The following is an 18,831-nucleotide window of genomic DNA, read 5'->3' on the forward strand; positions in this document are numbered from 1 at the left end:
TGCAGCCACAGCAACGATCGGGGTTCACGATGGCATACGAGAAAGGCGCAGCCGCCGTTCTCCGCAACGGCTCGGCCGGAGGTTCCCGCCTCGGGCGGAGCGGGTCGTCGGCGGCAGCACCGAGAGCGCGACGCGCGTGAGGAAGAACGATCCGCCCCAACGTACGGATAGGGCGAGCAGAATCGTCTGCTCGGACGCGGTCATGCTGCGGTTCACGGAAGTGGACTTGGCGGGACGGTTCAGTCGCGGAAGGCCATCCGGTCTGCACCGCGTCCACGGGGTCGCGCATCCCGCTTCTTGCGCCGCAATCTCGATCGATCTGCCGGCGCCCGGCGGCTCAAGCCGTGATCGCCTGGTTGGGCCACAGCCAAGAGCACGGCGTTATTGGACGATCCAGCCCGCAGGCTCGGGAGACCGCCGAGAAGCGCCGGCGCGGTTGTTCGTTCATCGGATGCCTTCACCCATGACAGGCGGATCGGTCGGGTCGCGGAGGACTCCAGACCAGGAATGGCGAGGGTTGGATAACATGATGTCGGCGCACCGCCCGGGGGACTAAGCTGAACGATGACGCACGATCTGCGACAGACGGATGGGGCGCCCGAGGTCTCGACGCATCCGCCCGAAGTGACCCTCGTGGCCGGCTACCAGAGCGGTGCTCTCGCGCGCTGCACGGAGATGCACGCCCAGCACTACGCGAGGATTGCGGGGTTCGGACGCGCGTTCGAGGCACGCATCGCCGCAGGTCTGGCCGATTTCGCAGATCGACTCGATCATCCCTGCAACGGCCTCTGGCTCGCGGTTCGCCGGGGGCAGATCGTCGGCACGGTGGCCATCGACGGCGAGGACATCGGCGCGGGCATCGCGCATCTGCGCTGGTTCATCGTCGATGACGGATTGCGCGGTGGCGGCGTCGGCAGAAGGCTGTTGACCGCCGCTGTGGGCTTCTGCGAGCTGCGGGCCTTCGACGCCGTCCACCTTTGGACGTTCCAGGGCCTACATGCCGCCCGTCACCTGTACGAGTCGCACGGCTTCCGGCTTGTAGAGGAGCGGCCCGGACAGCAATGGGGGGTAGAGGTGCTGGAGCAACGTTTCGCCCGGCCGATCACGCGGGCGGGCTGACCCTCAGACGCAACGGCGCTCAATGGGCGGCGGCGTGTTCGCCTGACTTGGGTCGGAAGCGGAGCGTTCGCTGTTCCGGCGGCCCTTCTCCGAAGCGGGCGGACCGAATCGGCCAGCTCCTGCTGACGTCAAGGGGTAGCTGAACGCCTTGGACGGGTGGATTTCCGCCCGACCGCTCCCGGAGGGCGGATGCATCAAAGCAGGCTTACTCAGGAGATGCGCTGTCCTGTTGTTCGCGCGGTGAGTGCCCGACGATGCGGGAGAACACCCGCGAAAACGCAGCGGGGCTGTCGTAGCCGACCTCCGCGGCCACGCTCTTGACAGACTTGCCCTTGGCGAGGCGCTGGCGCGCCACTGTCATCCGCCAGAGCGTGAGATAGTCGATCGGTGTCCGGCCGACAACGACGCGGAAGCGCTCCGCGAAACGGGTGCGCGACATGCCGGCCACCTCGGCGAGGTTCTCGAGCGACCAAGGCTTGCCCGGCGCCTCGTGCAGCGCGGTGAGCGCACGCGCCAGCCGGGTGTCGGCGAGCCCCGCGAGGACGCCGCCGTCGACGAGACCGCTCCTCACCACGTGCCGCACGATCAGTATCAGCAGGTAATCGAACAGCCGGTCGAGCGCCGTCTGCCGGCCGTCGCCCTCCGCGAAGGCCTCGTCGACGATCAGGTCGCAGGTCGGCCCGAGCGCGGGATGGCTGGCGAGCGGCAGCACCACGAACGCCGGCAGCCCCTCGCCGATCGGGCTACCCGCTTCGCCGCCGAGGTCGACGGCAGCGCAGGCAAGGTCGGCGCCACGCTCGGGGTCGACGAGAAAGCGGTGGGTGCGGCTGCGCGGGAAGAACAGCAGCGTCGGCTCTGAGAGCATAAGGTCGGGCTCGCCACGTTGCGCGAGCGTCAGCGTGCCGGCGTTGAGGAAGTGCAGATGGCCGCCTTCGGCGAATTCTACCGCCTGGCATAGGTTGCCCGTGAAGAAGGTCCGCGCGGTGGGCGTGGCGTGGGCGAAGAGGGCGGCGAGGTGATCCATCGGGACGATCGGCAACGTTCTCGGGACCTACGCTACCGCGTCGTTCGGCATAGAGCGGGCGTGCAAGCCGCACAAACCAAGACGAGGATCTCGCCGATGCCCCGTATCGCTCCCATCGACACCGCCCATGCCGCCGCCGAAGTCCAGGCGACGCTCTCGGCCGTGAAGGCCAAGATCGGCATGGTGCCGAACCTGTTCACCACCTTCGCGCAGTCGCCCGCCGTGCTGAACGGCTATCTCGGCTTCTCCGACGCGCTCGCCAAGGGCGCGCTGACGGCCAAGCAGCGCGAGATCATCGCGCTTGCCGTCGCACAGGCCAACGGCTGCCACTACTGCCTGTCCGCCCACACGCTGATGGGCAAGGGCGCGGGCCTGACGCCCGAAGGCGTCCATGCCGCCCGCCACGGCAAGGCGCAGGACGCGCTCGACAACGCGGTCGCCGCCTTCGCCCAGCGCGTGGCGGAGGCGAAGGGCCACGTGAGCGACGCCGACATCGCCGCCGCCCGTTCGGCCGGCCTCGACGATGGCCGGCTCGTCGAGGTGATCGCCAATGTGGCGATCAATGTCCTCACCAACTTCACCAACAACGTCGCGCTGACCGACATCGACTTCCCCAAGGTCGACGTCGCGCTGGCGGCCTGACCCACGGCGGACGCGGCGTCTTACTAGCCGCCGCGTCCGACTCCCTCGACGTCCATCAACTGCGGCCTCGCCATGACGAGCGTTCGCAAAGCCAACAGGAGAGTGTCATGAACTTCCGTTTCGTCACCAAGACCGTCCACGCTTACCTCGACTATCCGGTGGCGCTGAGCCTGATAATCACCCCGTTCCTGCTGGGACTGGGCAAGACCAACCCGCTGGCGCTGTGGCTGTCGGTCGCGACTGGCGTCGCCGCTTTCGCGCTGACCTTCCTCACTGACCACAAGACCGGCGTCATCCGCGTGCTGCCCTACTGGCTGCATGTGGCGGTCGATCGCTTGGTCGGCGCCACCTTCATCGTCGCGCCGTTCGTGCTTGGCTTCGAGGGCCTCGACGCGATCTACTACTGGGCGAATGGCGCGGCGGTGCTGCTGGTGACGTTCGTCCTGAACGCGCCCGAGACCGAGGACCGCGCTCCGGTTCTCGCCGACGCTTGAGCTCCGGATGACCAGTCCTGAGGCGGCTGGACGCAGGCTCGGCCGCCATTTCATTCGCCTGGATCATCCTCCGGTGGGTTAGGCCGATGCGCAGGCGGAGAGGAGCCGGACATGACGACCACCATGGACGCGCGGCTCATCGAGGCGCGTCGGTGCGTTGTCTTTGTGCTGCACATACCGCGGGGATCCGCTGTCGATCGTGCAAGCGGGTGCAGGCGCCCGACTGCCCGCTTCTCCGGCGTACTTACGGCAAAGCGGATCAGCGGCTTTCGGCCATTCTCGGTCGTCCCGGCGCCAATCAGATTGCCGGCAATCAGACCATCCGAAAGCCTGGTCGGAAGCAGCCCCTCGCTACGGATACCAAGCATTGATTTCCGGCCGGTAGCCGCGCCGGAGAGCGACCTTACTCGGAAGCCACCATGTCCCTTCCACGAGAACTTCATCGGACGACGGTACGCCGAACGCGAAGCTAAATGCCGAACTTCCGGCACTCGATCCGCTTCCGACCTCGCGCCCTCATTCGGGCGCTCCGCAATCTGAGGTAGTACGTTCGGAGGCAGACTTCGCGGCCGTCACAAAGGAACGATCGACCGAGACTATTGCGCGATCGTGCATCGGGCCGAGGCCGGCGGGTTTGGTGCACCGTTCCATCAGGTCTGGACGGCCAAAAGGAACAGGGCAATCCATTGCCAGGCAATCGATACCGTGGCACGGGAGGGCACCGGAAGGAACCGGAAGGAGCGGAGGCCGCACTTCGACCGCCGCTCCAGGCGGGGCCGCGATGTGCGGCGCCGGAGTCGAGCGAGGTTCTTCCCATCAAAAAATTAGACGCTTCGGCCGCTACGTTCTTCGCGACCTTTGCTAGTCTCTGGGTCGCGATTATTCCGGCGAGCCCGCGCTTTCTGCCGCGGCACATGAGGTTCGTCATGGCGCCGAGCGAGATCCGCCGCGCCTCCTCGGAGAACTCGCCCTTCTCGGTCGGAGCGAACAGCTGCGCCTCGTCCACCACCACCAGGGCCGGATGCCAGAACTCTCGGTCCGCATCGAAGAGGGCGTTCAGGAAGATGCCGGCGGCCCGCATCTGACCGTCGACTTCGAGATGCTCCAGGTTCACCACCGCGGACACTCGGGCCTGCCGGATCCGCAGGGCGATGGTCTCGAGCTCGACGTCGCTCCGACGGGCGTCGACGACGATGTGGCCGAACCGGTCGGAGAGGGAGACGAAGTCCCCTTCCGGATCGATGATGACCTGCTGAACCTTGCCGGCGCTCTGCTCGAGGATGCGCCGGATCAGGTGCGACTTGCCGGAGCCGGAGTTGCCCTGGACGAGAAGGCGCGTCGCGAGCAGCTCCTCGATGTCCATGATCGCCGGCTGTCCGCCCGCCCCCTTGAGGACGACGTCGCCCAGCTCGATCTCGATCTTCATGCGGCCTTCCGATGACGGCGCGTCACGACCGGCATCCGATGCGGGTCGTCCATTCCTTCGATGAGAACCGCTTTTGCCGAGGTTGTCCACATCCCTCGTCGTAGGCTGGTTTACGAGCGATGCCCGCGGGTGCTGGCGCCCCCGCGGGCCGGCCGCGTCAATACAGGCACTCGGCCCGGAAGTCGGCCAGCGGCTTCTCGGACCGGCCGGACGCCGTGGCGAACCACCACCGGTCCCGTCCCGCCGCGACCGCGATCGGCTGCAGCTTCATCCCGTTGAAGTACTCCTTGAGCTCGTCGTTGCCCTCGAGAACCCTCGTCCGGGCCCCCATCTTGAACAGACGCGAGAACGACTTCTCCTCCTGCGTGCCCGTGACCGGCATCGCCACCGACCGGCCGGGCGCGAGGACGGCGTCGGCCGCGGCCGCGGCTCCACGCGTGAAGAAGGTCATGGTCGGGGATTTGTAGTCGCAGGCGAACGCGAGGCATGCCTTCGCCTTGCCCTCGTCGAAGTCGTCGCAGGACCAGATCAGCTTCCTGTCCGCATCGTAGGCCCATTCGGAGAGGGGCCCGGCCGGTATCGTGCCGACGCCGGTTGCGGTCGGCTGCGTCGCCGCCGGCGCCGTCGCCTGCCCGTCGCAGCGGACGTAGGTGCCGACGGAACGGCCCTTGTCCCGGACCGAAAGCCTGTCCCCCGGCTGGGGGGCGTACGTTCTGGTCTGCTTCCAGGTCTCGCCCTCGCCGCCGCACGACATCGTCAGAGTCCAGGCGTCGCCCTGCGGCACCGCCTTGTCGATGTCGCACTGCTGCTCCCATCCGGTGTAGTGTCGACCCTGGATGCGGAAGTTGCCGTCGGCCTCGGCGCTGCCGCAGTCCGCCGCGTTGGCGGCCCAGGCTCCCTCGTACGGTCGTCCGCCGGCGTTCGGCGCGCGCCCGCGACCGGCCCCGGCGTCGTAGCACTGCAGTCGCTTGGCAGGATCCTGGATTCCGGAGCAGTCGCGCGCCTGCGCCGTCCCGGCGGCGGCGAGCAGGACGACGGCGCCGACGAGCGACCTCATGGACGTTCTCCGCGTATTCGTTCGATCGCGGCAGCTTCGACGAGGGGCCGCTTCGAGGCAAGACGGCGGAGGTTCTTACTGAGATCCGACATCGGATGTCGTTAACGCACCAAGCGTACGTCAACCACGTCTCGGACCGTTCCTTGCGGGATCGTCCGCTCCGGTGCAGGGTCCGTTCCTTCCGCAGGGATGCCGATGCCGAAGATCCAGCACGTCGCCGAACTGGACCAGCCGCCGACCGTCGGTTCGCGCTACCTCGTCACGACCGTCCTGTATCCGTGGTACGGCAGGGTCGAGGCATGGCCCGTGATGGGTCCGAAGCACACGGACGCGGAGCACATCGGCTTCCATCAGGAGCACTACCACGTCGATCTGCGGTTCCTGTCGGATGCCCAGATCCGCCGGATCGAGCGTCTCTCGCACGGCCGGGCCATCGAAGGCATCGTCGCCTCCGCGCCTCTCGCAACCATCGGCATGGGCGGCAAGGAGCAGCCTCATCCGGATCCGGTCGACAGGCGGCTGACCTGCCGCCGGAGCGGGCACGACTATCCGATCTTCGAGGCCCGGGGGCAGCGCGGCCTTCGCAGGCTGTCCGAAGCCTACGCGGGACGGAAGTGCGGGCGGAACGCCGCCGGCGCGCTGGTGTGCCCCCACAAGGGCTTCGTCCTCGGCTCGCTCGAGCCGGACGCCCGGGGACGGGTGGTCTGCCCGCTCCACGGCCTGGAGATCGACACCTGCACGGGCACCGTCGTCGGAGGAACCGACGCGGCCGCTTCCCGGAGCGCCTGAGGAAAGCGTCGCGTGCCGGTCGACCGGCGCCCGGCACCATCGGAGAGGAACATGATGAAGACGATCGCCTCCGCACTCGCCCTATGCCTCGCGGCCTCCGCCGCGCAGGCGGCCGAGGGCGCATGGAACTCCGCCGGCAGCGCCGGCACCTACGAGTACAGCGTCACGAACCGGGACGGCGCGACCCTGCGGGTCGTCAACGCCAGCGGCTCGGGTGGAGAGGGCGGCGGCCCCGAGTGCTACGTGACCTTCGAGAAGGACGGCCAGAAGCTTCCGCCCTCCTATCGGATGTCGGTCGACGCCGGGGGCGAGACCTTCGTGTTCGCGATGAAGGACGGGAATTCCACCGGGGACGCGAAGACGGACAGGGAGCAGCTGTTCGGTCTCGTCGGCAAGCTCGTCACGTCGAAGAAGCCGACCTTCTCGGTGGCGGTCCAGGGCGCGAAGTACGCCTTCCCGACGAAGAACGCGGCCAAGGCCCTGAACGATGCCCTCGACGGCTGCAACTGAGGTGCGTGGAATGAGCCGAGGTCGGGTCCCGGCCCTACCGGGCAGGACCGGCATTCCGCTCCCGCCGGTGCTCTACCATGGCACGTCCACGAGGTGGCTGGACCAGATCCTCAGGGATGGTCTGGCCCCCTGCCACCTCACGGGCGAGGTCCAGATGGGCTGCTACACGGACGAGCGGGGCATCGGCGTCCACCACGCGGTCGAGATGGCGGACGCGGAGGATGCCGATCCGGTGCTCTTCCGGCTGCCGACCAGCCGCTTCGACGTCGCGCGCTTCGTCCTGGACGACAAGTTCGTGGAGCTTCGGCCTTCGTCGGGGCGCGGCCTGTTCGCCCTGGCGATGGTCGGCGACGAGGCGTGGGAGAACGCGCCCTGGACATGGACCGCGATGCTCCGCCTCGCGGGTTCGGTGGGCTACACCGGGTCGATCCCCGTATCGCGGAGCGTCATCGTTACGGGCATCCGCTGGCCAGCTCCGGGAACCACCGCGGCCCATGCCTACGATCTCTGAGCCGGTCGGGGCGGCGTCGGCCGGGCGCGTCCCGCTGCCGGCGTGCTTCGATCTGCTCGGCCGCGCGCTCGCGGAGCGGGGCCTGTTCGTCGAGATCGCCGCCGGCGACGGCGCCGCGACGATCCTGCTCTTCGAATGGGGGCCGGTCGACGGTTCCACGGGGGTGGTCGTCCGGGAGGCACCGTTCAAGGAGGTCCTCGGGCCCGCATCGGCGGAGGCGGGAGCGCAGCTCGGTCTCGCCGAACGCTGGCTGGACGACGCGGTCGGCCTGACGTCGGCACCGCGGGATCCTGTCGCGCTGTTCGAAGCTGCCGGCACCTATCCGCCGACGTCGTGCCCGGGTCTTCGGGTGCTCGTGGCGCCGCCGGCCTATCTCGAGGCGATGCGCCGGATCGCCCAGGGTTCCGCTCCATGAGGCCGCGGACCCTGCAGGAGGTCGCCGCCCTGACCAGGGTCGGACCGGATTGGGATCTCCATCTGCGCGGATTCCTGGACGCCTTCTACGCCTTGAGCGACGATCCCGCCTCACAGGCCCTCTCCATCGCCGACGAGCCGGACTTCGTCGGCGACGTCCGCATCGACGCGTTCCTCGGCGGGGTCGGCGAGCATCTCGCGCGGCGCTGGGGGCTGCCGATACCGCCGTGGGTCCGCGGTCCGGGCCGCCATCTCGATCGCCCGATGTTCGTTCCCGACGACGAGGCCATGCGCGGATACCTCCTCGGAGCCAGCCCGGTCGCCTTCCGGACCCGGATGATCTTCACGGGGGCCGACCCCCTGCAGCGGGCCCGCTTCCCGTACGAGGAGGGCACGCGCAGTCTCCCTTCGACCTTTCCTTCGACCTTTCCGGCACTCTGAAGCCGGCGGCCGGCCTCAGGTATCCGGCGGAGCGGTGGCGGCCTCCCGGCCGTCCTTGATGCCGAGCATCTCAGGCCAGGCGTCCTGGACGAGCCTGCAGAGGTACTGCGGAAACCGCTCCCCGGTGCGACGGTCGGACAGCGGGAAGGGCCTGACCAGAAGCCAGCCGTCGCCGATCCGCACCCATCCCGCCGGAAGACCCTCTGGACCCGGATCGATAGCCCGTTCCTCGGCGCCCAGCGCCACGAAGGCGTGCTCGTGGTCGGGCAGCGGCGGCTCGGTCGTCGCGAACTCCCCCGAGAGGGGCGAGAAGTAGACCCCGTAGGCGACGTAGAACTTCCCGCCCTTGAAGTAGGTCCAGCCCCAGGCTCGGCCGTTGTCCTGATCGATGGCGCTGTCGCGGTCCCGTGCGGAGAACGCGTCCGGGTAGCGCTGCTGCAGGTCGGCGGCGACTTCGGCGAAGACTGCGGTCAACTTGCGCAGCGGGCCCAGGGCCACGTTGACCGAAGCGATCTCCACGGGGGTCAGGTCCGACGAATCCATCGCGTGGGTCTCCAGGAAGGTGCACAGCTCGCGTCCGACGAACATCCATGCGGGGACCTGCGGATCCGCAGCTCCCGCGCCCACCCGCCGTCTGAGGCGGGCGTGTAGTTCCCGCCAGCGGATCAGTTGAGGCGCGACGCCGTATCGTGCCCCGTCGCCTGCGACGAAATCCTCCGGGGCCTGGGCCGCGTGCGTCAGGACCACGAGGACGCCCGGCCAGCCTTCGGGCTTAGGCGCGGACGCCAGCCAGCGCCCGTAGGTGATCAGCTGATGCTCGTACTCGACCGCCGGCGGATCGCCCTCCTCCGCATCCGCGGGCGGGTCGGCCACGACGGGCGCGGCCTCCGGGAGCTCGGCGGCCTCGCCCGCGCCTTGGTCCCCGCCGCGTTCCGGCACGCGCCGCGCATGCATCTGGAATGCGGCCCAGGTCTTGTTCTCGACGACGATCAGGGGCGTGCCCCCGACCTGCAGCAGGAGGTCCAGACGCCGACCGTCCGGCAGGCGCACCTGGGTTGCAGCCTCAATCGACCGACCGGCCACGATGCTGCGGAAGGCGTCCCGGAGAGCCTCGGGCACGAAGCAGTCGAGGACGAACGCCTCGGCTTCCGGGGGTGGAGCGCGCGCGATGAAGTCGGCGAGCACCTCCGTCAGGAAATCCTCAAGCGGCGTCCGCTTCTCGGTGGCGCGGTACCGAAACAGCCGATGGAGCAGGCCGCTCACGTGCCGCTCCGTCGTTCGGGCTCCGGGTGAGTTGGGACCATGCCGAGATACATGTGCCGCCCTATCGGCACCTCAAGGCCCGTGGCGACGCGCGAACGCATCGGATCGACTCTCCTCTTCGTTCCTTCGAAGACGACGGTGGATCCGACGGCACCGCGATGCACGGCATCGGACGCGCATGTGCCGCATGGCGCTTCCGCTGGACCATCACGTGACCGGGATGGCGCGGCCTGTTTCGGAAACGCCCGAAGATGCCTATGTCGGGCCCGGATGCAGGAGGCTTGGCGATTTCGGACGGCGTGGACTTCGAGGCGGGCGAGGTTTCCCGACGCATGGCCGCCCTCGAAAGGGGCGGGGCGGCGGGCGCGTGGCCGCGAGGGACCGACGTGGCCGCGATCGCGGCCGTCGTCGCCGAGGCCCGCGCCTCGATGGCGGCGATCATCGCCGACGCGCACGCCTTCCGCATCGACTGCGAGGCCCGTCTCGCCTCAATCAACCGCCAAAGGTCTGCACGCCGCCCACGCGGGCGTGCTCCGATGGGACGGCCTGCCACAGCCGCGTCCGTCGACGCGCACTGAAGCGAACGGCCGACGGCGCGTCGGCTCCCGAAACGCGGTCCCGACCGCCGGCGTAGCCGGACGCGGGACATGATCGACATGACCGGAAAATCGAAGGCATGAACAGCAAACCCACCGAAGCGATGAGCCGCATACCGGCAGACGGCGGGCCGGAGAAGTTCGTCGCGAAGATCGCGGAAGCTCTCGGTATCGACCCCGCGGTCATGCTCGCCCCCGCGGACGAGCGCCCTCTCACCAAGCCCTCGGAGTTCGAGATCGCACAGCTGGTCCTGGCCTTCTCCTCCATTCCGGATGCCCACTGTCGGAAGAGCATCCTCATGCTGGCCCAGGCCTTCTCGGCGAAGAAGCCGCGGACGGGTGGTCCGAAGTCCTGATCCTCGTGCAGCGTCGCCAGCAGGAGCCTCCACGGACGGAGATGAAGCTTCCGCGGTGGAGCTCGCCGCCCGTTCAGACCCCGGAACCGGTCGTTCAAGGTGAATAGCCGGTTTCCCGGACGTGCGGCTTCGAAGCAAAGCTTGGCCATTAAATATCAAGGGTCGGTCCTTACTGTGGAAGGGTCAGCTCCACAGGGCAGTCCATGTCGGCCTCACCCGCACCCAAACTCCCCGCGTCCGGCAGCTCGGTCGACCAGCTGTTCGACTTCGCAGCTTCCCATGCTCGCGTGACGAAGAGACTGAAGGCGGCTCTCGACGGGAACTGCGCCTCCGCGGACGATCTCGAGACGCTGACCCAAACCCAGCACATGCAGGGCATCTGGATCGCCGCGAAGGCGAGCGTCGGTTGGGAGTCGCAATGGCGGCGTTTCGCCGGGAGGGCTCGCGGCAACATCGAGTATGTCCACCCTGCCGATCTGAAGGCCGTTGCCCGCCGCGGCTTCGACAACTTCGCCGGGAAGCCAGCGCACGTCGAAACCCTCGTGGCCATGTTCACCGCGTCGCCCGCCAAGGGGTTCGCGGCGGGCCAGAAGATCCCCCTGGGCGCGGTGCCCCTCGAATACGCGTCGGAGGAGGTCTGCGACTCCTGCGCCGGCAACAGGCGGGTACGATGCATGAGCTGCGTCTGGGGCAAGATCACGTGCAACGTCTGTGGCGGCTCGGGAAGGGTCCATAGCGGAACCTCCTACTCCAGATGCGGCACCTGTCTCAGCAGCGGCAAGATCAATTGCTACGGTTGCGGAGGCGGCACGACGGTCGCCTGCCATCCATGCGGCCAGACGGGGATCTTCACCACCATACATACCGGCCACATCCACGCCGACGTCGTCTACGAGGTCCACACTCCCGCGGGCCAGGACGAGAGTTGGACGAAGGCCCTGACCAAGTCCGGTCATGCCTGGCTTGCGGAAGCCGGCTTCGTATCGCCGCCTCACGTGTCCCGTCATGCCGGAGGCGTCGGCATCGGCTGGGATGTGAAGGTGCCGGTCCTCGGTCAGAAGTTCCGGATCAAGGGGAAGGATTATCAGGCGCGATACGTCGGCCGCACCGACCGCATGTGGCGGTTGCCCTACTTCCTCGACGATCTGATGAACCAGGGGTCCTACATCCTCGAGAACGCGAAGGCCGCCGAGGCCTTCTCGCTGTCCCGGAACGTCCGGGTGCTGGACGCCATCCGCAGCGTGGTGCTTCATCGAAACCGCCCGGACGAAGTCCTGGCGGCCTCCTTCGAGAACGCTGTATCCGTGTCCTTCATCGAAGGGGTTCGCCGGACCCTGGAGTCCAAGAGGGACGCGATCGCGAGATCGACGATCAAAAGCGTCTGGAGCTATGCGGCCGTCGCGTTGACCGTGGGTGCCCTGGTGGCGCTGGCATCGGGTCAGGTCCGAACGCTGCTGGCGAGCTTCAATCCGAACCAGCACCAGCCGGACGCGGCCGCCGGCGCAGCTCTTGTCGGCGGACTGTTCCTGGCGGCCTCGCTCGGGATCACTTGGCTCCTGGCAGGCCTCGCCGGACGATCGGCGGTGCGGACCGTGCTGGAGACGGACGCAGAGCGGCTGCCGAGCCAGGGACGGACCCCGATCTTCGCGGCTGCCGGATCCCTGGCGGTCTACGCGGCCTGCGCATACCTGCTCGTGGGCAACTCTCCGAACCCGGCGACCGCCTCCGCCTCGCATCCCGCATCGGTCGCCGCCTCGCGTCCCGCACCGGCACCCCCGCCGATCCCCTTCGACACGATCCCGCACGTGAAGCCACCGACCGTTCCCTGGATCCGCTGACACGGCGGGATCGCAGGACCACGGTTCCAGCATGGCCGGCCGGCGCCATATAGGTCCCCGCATCTCCGCGGATCGGGACACGTCGGCATGGACCTGCATCTCAGAGGCAAACGCGCCCTGGTCACCGGCGGCTCGAAGGGCATAGGCCTCGCCTCCGCCTCGATGCTCGCGGAGGAAGGCTGCGATCTCGTGCTGGTCGCCCGCGACGCGGTCGCCCTCGAAGCGGCAGCCCGGGCCCAGGCGGCGCACGGCGTCGACGTGCGCACGATCCCGGCGGACCTCTCTCGGCCCGAGGATCTCGCGAAGGTGGCGGCCGAAGCAGGCCCGATCGACATCCTGGTGAACAACGCCGGCGCCATCCCGCCGGGCAACCTCCTCTCCGTCGAGGCGGGCACATGGCGGTCCGCCTGGGATCTCAAGGTCTTCGGCTACATCGACCTGACCCGGGCCCTGTATCCGCGGCTGAAGGAGCGCGGCGGGGTCGTCGTCAACGTCATCGGATCCGCCGGCGAGCGCCCGGAGCCCAACTACATCGCCGGCAGCACCGGCAACGCCGCGTTGATGGCGTTCACGCGCGCCTTGGGGGCCCGCTCGCCGCGCGACGGCGTGCGGGTGGTCGGGATCAATCCCGGTCCGGTCGCGACGGACCGGATCGAGATGCTGTTGCGCGCCAAGGCCGAGCGGACGACGGGCGATGCGGAGCGCTGGCAGGAGGCGTTCAGGGACAACGCGTTCGGCCGCGCAGCCCATCCGGAGGAGATCGCAGCTGCGGTGGCGTTCCTCGCCTCACCGCGGTCCGGCTACACGTCGGGAGTCGTGCTGACGATCGACGACCCCTCCAGGCCGCCGTTCTGATCGCGGGCGCCCTCCCCCGGCGTCAGGACCGGAGCGGCTCCGGCTTGCGCCCGTCCGGCAGGATCTCCTTGAGGTGGTCGTAGACCATCTGCGCGCTGAACGGCTTCGACAGAAACCGGGCATGCTCCGGCATCTCGCCGGGCTCGGGAGAGCGCCGACCGGAAGCCACCACGAGCGAGATCCCGGGCCACAGCCGCGCCGTCTCGCGAGCCAGAGCGAAGCCGTCGAGGCTGCCCGGCATCTCGACGTCGCTGAACAACAGGACGATCTCGTCGCCGTGCTCCCGCAGGACCCCCATGGCGTCGTCGCCGGTCGCGGCGTCCAGGGTGCGGAAGCCGGCGTCCTCAAGGATGTCGCACGCGAGCATCCTCACGTGGGCGTCGTCGTCGACGACCAGTGCGTACGGGGTGTTTGAGGTCGACGAGGACATGGAACGTCAAGTCGCCCGGAGTGGGATCGCTCCCGGCGCCGGCGACATTTCGGTGCATATCCGGAGGGCTCGTCGCCGCACTTGCGGTTCCTTCGGCGCGCGTCTAGACGGCAGCCCGCCGGACGGCCGTATCGAGGGCGGGATGGTTCCGGGCGCCGGAACCACCGGTCCGAATGCGGCGAGCCTCCGCGACGACCTCGTCCAGCGTAGGCGCCCGATCGTCGGCCGCCTTCGGCACGGTCGAAGGAACGGGCTGCGCCGAAGCGCCCCCGCCGAGGAACCACGTCAGGCAGAAGATCGCGAGGGCACCGAGTCCGATGCCGATCTCGGGGAGGTTCGGCCGCTGCGACGTCATCATCGCGACGAGTCCAAGGAATGCGCAGGCGACGCCGAAGGTGCGGCGACCGGAGAGGCTGAAAGGCATGGATTACGGATGCCATCCACCCGCTTGGAAGCGGGTGAACGGGAAGCGGACAATTCTAGCGATCACCGAAACCGGCATGCGGATTCCACCGCGGCCGCCGACGGTCCACGGGACTTGCCTTCTGCCGGGCCGCCGGGCGACCATCGAGCAGTGGACGAGATGCCGACCAGACCCGAGGCCGCCCCGGCGCCGCTGTCCGGCTTCGCCTGCCGCGACGGTGCTGAAAGCCTCGTCCTGGGCGAACGCGACGACGGCTCGATCGTCCACATCTCGGAGGTCCCGTCCGGCCGCGCCTGCCTCTGCGTCTGTCCCGGTTGCGCGGCCCCTCTCGTCGCCCGCAAGGGACGCGTGAACGACCACCACTTCGCGCACGCCGGCTCGGCCGACGGCAGTCCCTGTCGCACCGGGCCCGAGACGGCTCTGCACAAGTTCGCCAAGGAGATCCTCGGACGTCGCCTTCATCTGGCCCTGCCGGCGCTGGCGCTGGAGGAGGACGGCGACCGGTGGATCCGCTACGGAGGCGGCGTGCACGCCTTCGACGCGGCGATCCTCGAGCGTCGGCTCGGCGACATCGTTCCGGACGTGATCGTCAGGCGCGGGGATCGCGACCTGCTCGTCGAGTTCGCCGTCACCCACACCTGCGAGCCCGCCAAGATCGAGCGGATCCGCGATCTCGACGTCGCGGCTGTCGAGATCGACCTGTCGAAGGTCCCGCGCGATGCCGGCCGGGCCGAGCTCGAGGCCGCCATCCTCGGATCCGCGCCGAGGGTTTGGCTCCACAACCCGCTGCTGGCCGAAGGCAGGGCGGAGCTCGGACGGCGACGTCAGGCACGCGCGGACGCGCTCGCCCGCCGGGGGCGCGATCTGGCGGCGGCCTACGAGCTGGCCGCCGGCGAGGTCCGCGCGATGAAGCCGTCCGATCCGGCGTTCGCGACGATCGGACGGGACGGCTTCGGTCCGGCCGTCGGTCTGGAGGTCCGCGGACAGGGATGCTTCACGGTCGCGGCCGGGGACTGGCAGGCAATCCTGCTGACCGGCATCTTCGAGGCGCATCGTCTGCAGGGGACGTGGACCTTCGGAGCGGGGCGAGGCCTGGGCCGCCTTGCGCGGCTGGGCCTTCTTCGACCGCGCTTCGCGCGCCTCGCCGACACCGAAGTCGCGGCTGCGAAGGCCGCCGACGACCGCTTCGGCACCCCGTTGGAGGCGATCCGCGCCTGGGCCTCGGCTCTGACTCTCCTCGGCATCCTCTCGCCCATGAAGGACGGCGTGTGGCAGTTGCGTGGGGTCGCGATCGCGAAGGCGGACGAGGCGCTCCGGCGCAGGCTTCTTCCGGCACGGCGCAGGGAGGAGATCGGGAGGATCGTATCCGGGATCCTCTCCGGAATGCCGCCGGAAGAAGCGGACGGCTTCTCCTTTGAGCGGTGGCTCGACGCTCCGTTGCCGGGCTTCGACCATACGATGCGACAGGCGCTCGATTTCGGCGACGTCGACTACGGGCGGCTGAAGGATCGGCTGGATCGGATCGCCAGGGACGTCAGGTACGGCCAGTCGCTTCCCGACGAACGGCTCGGCCTGCCTCTGGACGGCGTGGCGGCGCGCAAGGCGGAGCTGGAACGGAGCAGGGCCGAGCAGCGGCGGCGCGAGGCGGACGCACGCGTGGAGGCCGAAGCGGACGCCCGGGTGGAACGGCTCATGTCGCGGGCCGGCGAGCATCTCGGGTCTGACGTCGCGTCCTGGGCTGCGATCGGGAACCCCTCGCTGCGTGGGACCTCTCCCTCCGCGGCCGCCCGATCCGGGGAGTCCGGCCTGATGGCCGCCGTCGACGCGGCGCGGGAGATGGCGCGGTTGCGCGCCCTCGAAGGGCGCGCTGCCGTCGAAGCCGAGGAGGCGCGAACGGCTCTGCGCAGGGAGGCGGCCAGGATCGTCCCCGCCGCGCAGCTCGATGTGTACCTGAAATGCCGCCATCCCGCGCTCGACGGGAAGTCTCCGCTGGATTTCTGCACGGCCCCCGGCCTCGTCCGGCGATGCCTGCAGGCGACCCTGCCGGTCAAGCCGAACCGGCGACGCTGATCGGGGCAGTACCCATTGTAGTGGGTTGCAAACTACCCAAGTCGGTCTGATACTGCCCATCGGGATGGGTCGAATGGATCTGACGCTTCAGCTTCATCACACCGGAGCATGGCACGATGCGGCGGTCGTCGAGATCAAGGAGCCCTCACGGGGTGTCGGTGGGGCGACGACGGTGGCGTACGACGACGCCTACTTCCTCGACCACGGTGCCGAGAGCATCGCCGACGACATCGCGATCCGGGACGAGCGGGCGATCTCGGTTCTGGCTCCGATCGACCTCGAGATCCGCAACCATCGGACGTGGCCGCCCTACCTGCTCGATCTCATGCCGCAAGGGCATGCTCGCCGGCGGCTTTCGGAGACGATGGGCATCGACGCGAATGCGGCCGCCTCCGAGCTGCCGCTGCTCCTGCGGGCGGCAAGCGCACCCTTCGGCAACCTGCGGATCAAGGAAGCCTACGAGGCCGAGCGCGATCGGCTGAACGAATGGACTACCGTGCCGGGCGTCGGGATGGACGAGATGCTCCACCGGTCGGAGCGCTTCCAGGAGGTGGCGGACATGTATGCCCTGGTGGCGTCGGGTTCGTCCGGCCACCAAGGTGAATGGCCGAAGATCACCATGACCAAGGCCAGGGATGGACTCTGGTATCCGGATCCCGTCGTACCGGACGACGAAGCCGTCGATCATGTTCTGGTCAAGCTGCTTCGGAGCAACGAGGAGAGCGACAGGCTGATCCTCGAGGCGGAGGCCGCCTACGTCGGCATCGCAGCCGCTTTCGGCATCCGCGTGCACGCGGTGCCGATCTACGGACACGCTTCTCTGGTCGTTCCCCGCTTCGACAGGTCCGTCGGACCGGAGGGCGTCGTCCGCCTCGGACAGGAGAGCGTGGTATCTGCGATCGGCATCGCCGCGTTCGGGCACACGGAGGCCCACGAGACCTACCTCGAGATGCTTCGCGGCGTTTCGAGCGATCCGGAATCCGACGTCGCCGAGTACGTGCTTCGCGACGCGCTGAATCTCGCGATGGGCAATCCCGACAACCACGGACGGAACACCGCCCTGAGCAAAGGCGGCACCGGCGGGATCAGACTATCGCCTCTCTTCGACTTCGCCCCGATGCGCCTGGCCCCGGCGGATCGCGGACGTCCCACGAAGTGGGCATGCATGCGCTCCGTAGGCAGCGATCATGATCCGGACTGGAGGATCGTCTGCGCAGCGGCCGCCGGCCGGCTCGACGCGGGTCCGATCGAGGACCTGCTGCTGTCGAAGCTCGATCTCTTCCGGAGGCTCCCCGAACTGGCAGCGGAACACGGCGTCCCGGCCAAGGTGATCGAGATTGCCATCGTCCGTCAGAGCAGGGAGGTCGCCGATGGCATCGCCGCCCTCGAGCGTCCGAAACCCGTGCTCGGTTGTCCGTGATGGCACGAAAGCGCCCGCCAAGGGAGAAGATCCGGGAGAGACGCCACGCGCTCTCCGAGAGAGCCGCCGCCGGTCAGCTCCGCCTGCCCGAGGGCTTCAAGGACATGAGGACGGCGATCGGACTGACACAGGCGGGGTTCGCCCGGATGTTGAAGATGACGGTCCGACAGTGGGCCGAGATCGAGCGGGGGGAGGCCAACCCGACCATGGAGACGCTCGAGCGTATCGGCAGGGCCTACGGCTTTCAGGTGGGCTTCGTCGGGCGCGGACCGGCTGTCGCCACGGATGGCGACCAATCCGACGTTCGGGACGCCTGATCCGGCGATCAGGGAGCGGGGGCGGCCGCCGGCTCCGGGACCGGCTCCCATTCCGGAAACTCGTCCGCCGCAGGCTCGGCGTTGATGTCCCGCGTCACCTTCCAGGCCCAGTACTCGTCGAGCGATTCCATGAGGCGGATGCCGAGGTCCTCGCGGATGTGCCGTAGCGTCTCCGCGTCGGCGGTACCGACGTCGATGTGCAGGCCGTCGGTCAGACGGCGCGCGCCCAGCTGCACCGCTTGGCCTCGAGCGATCCGGTCGCCGCCTTCCAGCCGGCGCCATTCCGGACGGGCTCGTGCCGTGCAGCCGAGTTCCTCGAAGGGGGCCAGGTCGACTCCGGTCATCACGAACCAGGACACGATCCCGCCGTCCCATTTGGCTCCCAGTCGCCTGACCGCGGCGTTCAGACCGGAGTCGACACGCAGCCAAGTCTGGGCGTCCTCGACCATGCGACGGTAGAGGGCCCACTCGGCAGCGGCGACCTCCGCACGGTCGGCTCCGACCTGAACGCCCCCGTCCGTCACGGCCGACAAGGCACGCTTGACCGCGAGCTCCTCGTTGTCGCTCGTGAGATGCCCACGGACCCAGTAGTTCTTCACCGAGGCCGTCGGGTCGTCGACGACCTGCGCGAGGAACGGTCTGCCGTTCACCGTTCCGCGGGCCATGGCGAAGCGGCGCTCCAGCGCACGGCGCATGGGATGGCTCTCGTGCAGCGGCGCGCCGATCGCGTCATGGGTCCGCTCGACGACGCTGTGCAGAAGCGCCGTCTCCTTCCATTCGATCGCGTGCCGTGCCGACATGTTCGGTCCTCGCCCCGGATGCGGAAGTGGAGCCG

Annotated in this window: 21 protein-coding genes and 1 pseudogene; 15 read left to right on the forward strand and 7 right to left on the reverse strand. The window is 68.8% G+C overall.

Annotated elements, in window-relative coordinates; translation table 11 throughout:
• Positions 1-633: 633 nt before the first annotated feature.
• Entirely contained in the window at positions 634-1,119 is a 486-nt protein-coding gene (locus tag PQI07_RS27830) for a GNAT family N-acetyltransferase (RefSeq protein ID WP_342462660.1), read from the forward strand.
• Between the two features lie 205 nt (positions 1,120-1,324).
• Here PQI07_RS27830 and PQI07_RS27835 read toward each other — a convergent pair whose 3' ends face one another.
• Complete coding sequence (locus tag PQI07_RS27835) at positions 1,325-2,143, reverse strand: helix-turn-helix transcriptional regulator (protein ID WP_043378391.1); 819 nt, start codon at positions 2,141-2,143, stop codon at positions 1,325-1,327.
• 96 nt (positions 2,144-2,239) lie between these two features.
• Between PQI07_RS27835 and PQI07_RS27840 the strand changes: the two genes are divergently transcribed.
• A complete protein-coding gene (locus PQI07_RS27840) occupies positions 2,240-2,785 on the forward strand; it encodes a carboxymuconolactone decarboxylase family protein (RefSeq protein ID WP_043378394.1) in 546 nt (181 codons plus the stop codon).
• A 107-nt stretch (positions 2,786-2,892) separates the two neighbouring features.
• Entirely contained in the window at positions 2,893-3,279 is a 387-nt protein-coding gene (locus PQI07_RS27845; protein WP_043378397.1) for an SPW repeat domain-containing protein, read from the forward strand.
• A 796-nt stretch (positions 3,280-4,075) separates the two neighbouring features.
• On the opposite strand, the pseudogene PQI07_RS27850 reads toward PQI07_RS27845, so the two are convergent.
• Positions 4,076-4,705 (reverse strand): annotated as a pseudogene (locus tag PQI07_RS27850) (helicase HerA domain-containing protein); the annotation flags it as partial.
• A 157-nt stretch (positions 4,706-4,862) separates the two neighbouring features.
• Entirely contained in the window at positions 4,863-5,762 is a 900-nt protein-coding gene (locus PQI07_RS27855) for a hypothetical protein (RefSeq protein WP_274928187.1), read from the reverse strand.
• A gap of 195 nt (positions 5,763-5,957) precedes the next feature.
• Here PQI07_RS27855 and PQI07_RS27860 point away from each other — a divergent pair, with 195 nt between their 5' ends.
• The 5 genes from PQI07_RS27860 to PQI07_RS27880 are packed head-to-tail and all read left to right on the forward strand — an operon-like array spanning position 5,958 to position 8,427.
• Positions 5,958-6,551: a Rieske 2Fe-2S domain-containing protein gene (locus tag PQI07_RS27860; RefSeq protein ID WP_274928188.1), complete on the forward strand. Its 594-nt coding sequence runs from the start codon at positions 5,958-5,960 to the stop codon at positions 6,549-6,551.
• 51 nt (positions 6,552-6,602) lie between these two features.
• A complete protein-coding gene (locus tag PQI07_RS27865) occupies positions 6,603-7,061 on the forward strand; it encodes a YfjT/YkfB family phage-associated protein (RefSeq protein ID WP_274928189.1) in 459 nt (152 codons plus the stop codon).
• A 10-nt stretch (positions 7,062-7,071) separates the two neighbouring features.
• Positions 7,072-7,572, forward strand: coding sequence for an RNA 2'-phosphotransferase family protein (locus PQI07_RS27870; protein ID WP_274928190.1), 501 nt, complete (start codon positions 7,072-7,074; stop codon positions 7,570-7,572).
• Positions 7,556-7,987, forward strand: coding sequence for a hypothetical protein (locus PQI07_RS27875; protein ID WP_274928191.1), 432 nt, complete (start codon positions 7,556-7,558; stop codon positions 7,985-7,987). Before PQI07_RS27870 ends, PQI07_RS27875 begins: the two co-directional genes overlap by 17 nt.
• Positions 7,984-8,427: a hypothetical protein gene (locus PQI07_RS27880; RefSeq protein WP_274928192.1), complete on the forward strand. Its 444-nt coding sequence runs from the start codon at positions 7,984-7,986 to the stop codon at positions 8,425-8,427. The genes PQI07_RS27875 and PQI07_RS27880 overlap by 4 nt, the downstream gene beginning before the upstream one ends.
• Positions 8,428-8,442: 15 nt before the next feature.
• Here the strand turns inward: PQI07_RS27880 and PQI07_RS27885 are convergent, their stop codons facing one another.
• Positions 8,443-9,690 carry a hypothetical protein gene (locus tag PQI07_RS27885; RefSeq protein WP_274928193.1) on the reverse strand — a complete coding sequence of 416 codons (1,248 nt, stop codon included), beginning with the start codon at positions 9,688-9,690 and terminating at the stop codon, positions 8,443-8,445.
• Between the two features lie 281 nt (positions 9,691-9,971).
• Here PQI07_RS27885 and PQI07_RS27890 point away from each other — a divergent pair, with 281 nt between their 5' ends.
• The 4 genes from PQI07_RS27890 to PQI07_RS27905 all read left to right on the forward strand — a co-directional run bounded on the left by PQI07_RS27890 (position 9,972) and on the right by PQI07_RS27905 (position 13,335).
• Complete coding sequence (locus tag PQI07_RS27890) at positions 9,972-10,268, forward strand: hypothetical protein (RefSeq protein WP_274928194.1); 297 nt, start codon at positions 9,972-9,974, stop codon at positions 10,266-10,268.
• Positions 10,269-10,366: 98 nt separating this feature from the next.
• On the forward strand, positions 10,367-10,642 hold the full coding sequence (locus PQI07_RS27895) for a hypothetical protein (RefSeq protein WP_274928195.1): 276 nt from the start codon (positions 10,367-10,369) through the stop codon (positions 10,640-10,642).
• Positions 10,643-10,929: 287 nt separating this feature from the next.
• On the forward strand, positions 10,930-12,480 hold the full coding sequence (locus PQI07_RS27900) for a J domain-containing protein (protein WP_274928196.1): 1,551 nt from the start codon (positions 10,930-10,932) through the stop codon (positions 12,478-12,480).
• Between the two features lie 87 nt (positions 12,481-12,567).
• Positions 12,568-13,335, forward strand: coding sequence for a short-chain dehydrogenase/reductase (locus PQI07_RS27905; RefSeq protein ID WP_274928197.1), 768 nt, complete (start codon positions 12,568-12,570; stop codon positions 13,333-13,335).
• A 22-nt stretch (positions 13,336-13,357) separates the two neighbouring features.
• Here the strand turns inward: PQI07_RS27905 and PQI07_RS27910 are convergent, their stop codons facing one another.
• A complete protein-coding gene (locus tag PQI07_RS27910; protein ID WP_274928198.1) occupies positions 13,358-13,765 on the reverse strand; it encodes a response regulator in 408 nt (135 codons plus the stop codon).
• Between the two features lie 103 nt (positions 13,766-13,868).
• Positions 13,869-14,189: a hypothetical protein gene (locus PQI07_RS27915; RefSeq protein WP_274928199.1), complete on the reverse strand. Its 321-nt coding sequence runs from the start codon at positions 14,187-14,189 to the stop codon at positions 13,869-13,871.
• A 9-nt stretch (positions 14,190-14,198) separates the two neighbouring features.
• On the opposite strand from PQI07_RS27915, the gene PQI07_RS27920 reads away from it, so the two are divergent.
• The 3 genes from PQI07_RS27920 (at position 14,199) to PQI07_RS27930 (ending at position 17,996) form a co-directional block, all read left to right on the forward strand.
• Positions 14,199-16,259 carry a hypothetical protein gene (locus tag PQI07_RS27920; protein ID WP_274928200.1) on the forward strand — a complete coding sequence of 687 codons (2,061 nt, stop codon included), beginning with the start codon at positions 14,199-14,201 and terminating at the stop codon, positions 16,257-16,259.
• A 73-nt stretch (positions 16,260-16,332) separates the two neighbouring features.
• A complete protein-coding gene (locus tag PQI07_RS27925; RefSeq protein WP_274928201.1) occupies positions 16,333-17,679 on the forward strand; it encodes a type II toxin-antitoxin system HipA family toxin in 1,347 nt (448 codons plus the stop codon).
• Between the two features lie 104 nt (positions 17,680-17,783).
• The gene (locus tag PQI07_RS27930) at positions 17,784-17,996 is read left to right on the forward strand and encodes a helix-turn-helix domain-containing protein (RefSeq protein ID WP_342462674.1); all 213 of its coding nucleotides are present in this window, start codon (positions 17,784-17,786) and stop codon (positions 17,994-17,996) included.
• Between the two features lie 8 nt (positions 17,997-18,004).
• On the opposite strand, the gene PQI07_RS27935 is transcribed toward PQI07_RS27930, so the two are convergent.
• Positions 18,005-18,796 (reverse strand): hypothetical protein, encoded by a 792-nt coding sequence (locus PQI07_RS27935; protein ID WP_274928203.1) that lies wholly within the window; start codon positions 18,794-18,796, stop codon positions 18,005-18,007.
• Positions 18,797-18,831 lie beyond the last annotated feature (35 nt).

Source organism: Methylobacterium sp. 092160098-2, assembly GCF_028920805.1.
Classification (GTDB): Bacteria; Pseudomonadota; Alphaproteobacteria; order Rhizobiales; family Beijerinckiaceae; genus Methylobacterium; species Methylobacterium fujisawaense.

What these genes read in the sequence shown, in the direction of transcription:
- PQI07_RS27925 (WP_274928201.1), top strand. Translation starts at nt 16,333, where the DNA reads ATGGATCTGACGCTTCAGCTTCATCACACCGGAGCATGGCACGATGCG.
- PQI07_RS27905 (WP_274928197.1), top strand. Translation starts at nt 12,568, where the DNA reads ATGGACCTGCATCTCAGAGGCAAACGCGCCCTGGTCACCGGCGGCTCG.
- PQI07_RS27895 (WP_274928195.1), top strand. Translation starts at nt 10,367, where the DNA reads ATGAACAGCAAACCCACCGAAGCGATGAGCCGCATACCGGCAGACGGC.
- PQI07_RS27865 (WP_274928189.1), top strand. Translation starts at nt 6,603, where the DNA reads ATGATGAAGACGATCGCCTCCGCACTCGCCCTATGCCTCGCGGCCTCC.
- PQI07_RS27920 (WP_274928200.1), top strand. Translation starts at nt 14,199, where the DNA reads ATGCCATCCACCCGCTTGGAAGCGGGTGAACGGGAAGCGGACAATTCT.
- PQI07_RS27845 (WP_043378397.1), top strand. Translation starts at nt 2,893, where the DNA reads ATGAACTTCCGTTTCGTCACCAAGACCGTCCACGCTTACCTCGACTAT.
- PQI07_RS27930 (WP_342462674.1), top strand. Translation starts at nt 17,784, where the DNA reads ATGAGGACGGCGATCGGACTGACACAGGCGGGGTTCGCCCGGATGTTG.
- PQI07_RS27910 (WP_274928198.1), bottom strand. Translation starts at nt 13,765, where the DNA reads ATGTCCTCGTCGACCTCAAACACCCCGTACGCACTGGTCGTCGACGAC.
- PQI07_RS27860 (WP_274928188.1), top strand. Translation starts at nt 5,958, where the DNA reads ATGCCGAAGATCCAGCACGTCGCCGAACTGGACCAGCCGCCGACCGTC.
- PQI07_RS27855 (WP_274928187.1), bottom strand. Translation starts at nt 5,762, where the DNA reads ATGAGGTCGCTCGTCGGCGCCGTCGTCCTGCTCGCCGCCGCCGGGACG.
- PQI07_RS27935 (WP_274928203.1), bottom strand. Translation starts at nt 18,796, where the DNA reads ATGTCGGCACGGCACGCGATCGAATGGAAGGAGACGGCGCTTCTGCAC.
- PQI07_RS27835 (WP_043378391.1), bottom strand. Translation starts at nt 2,143, where the DNA reads ATGGATCACCTCGCCGCCCTCTTCGCCCACGCCACGCCCACCGCGCGG.
- PQI07_RS27875 (WP_274928191.1), top strand. Translation starts at nt 7,556, where the DNA reads ATGCCTACGATCTCTGAGCCGGTCGGGGCGGCGTCGGCCGGGCGCGTC.
- PQI07_RS27915 (WP_274928199.1), bottom strand. Translation starts at nt 14,189, where the DNA reads ATGCCTTTCAGCCTCTCCGGTCGCCGCACCTTCGGCGTCGCCTGCGCA.
- PQI07_RS27840 (WP_043378394.1), top strand. Translation starts at nt 2,240, where the DNA reads ATGCCCCGTATCGCTCCCATCGACACCGCCCATGCCGCCGCCGAAGTC.
- PQI07_RS27870 (WP_274928190.1), top strand. Translation starts at nt 7,072, where the DNA reads ATGAGCCGAGGTCGGGTCCCGGCCCTACCGGGCAGGACCGGCATTCCG.
- PQI07_RS27880 (WP_274928192.1), top strand. Translation starts at nt 7,984, where the DNA reads ATGAGGCCGCGGACCCTGCAGGAGGTCGCCGCCCTGACCAGGGTCGGA.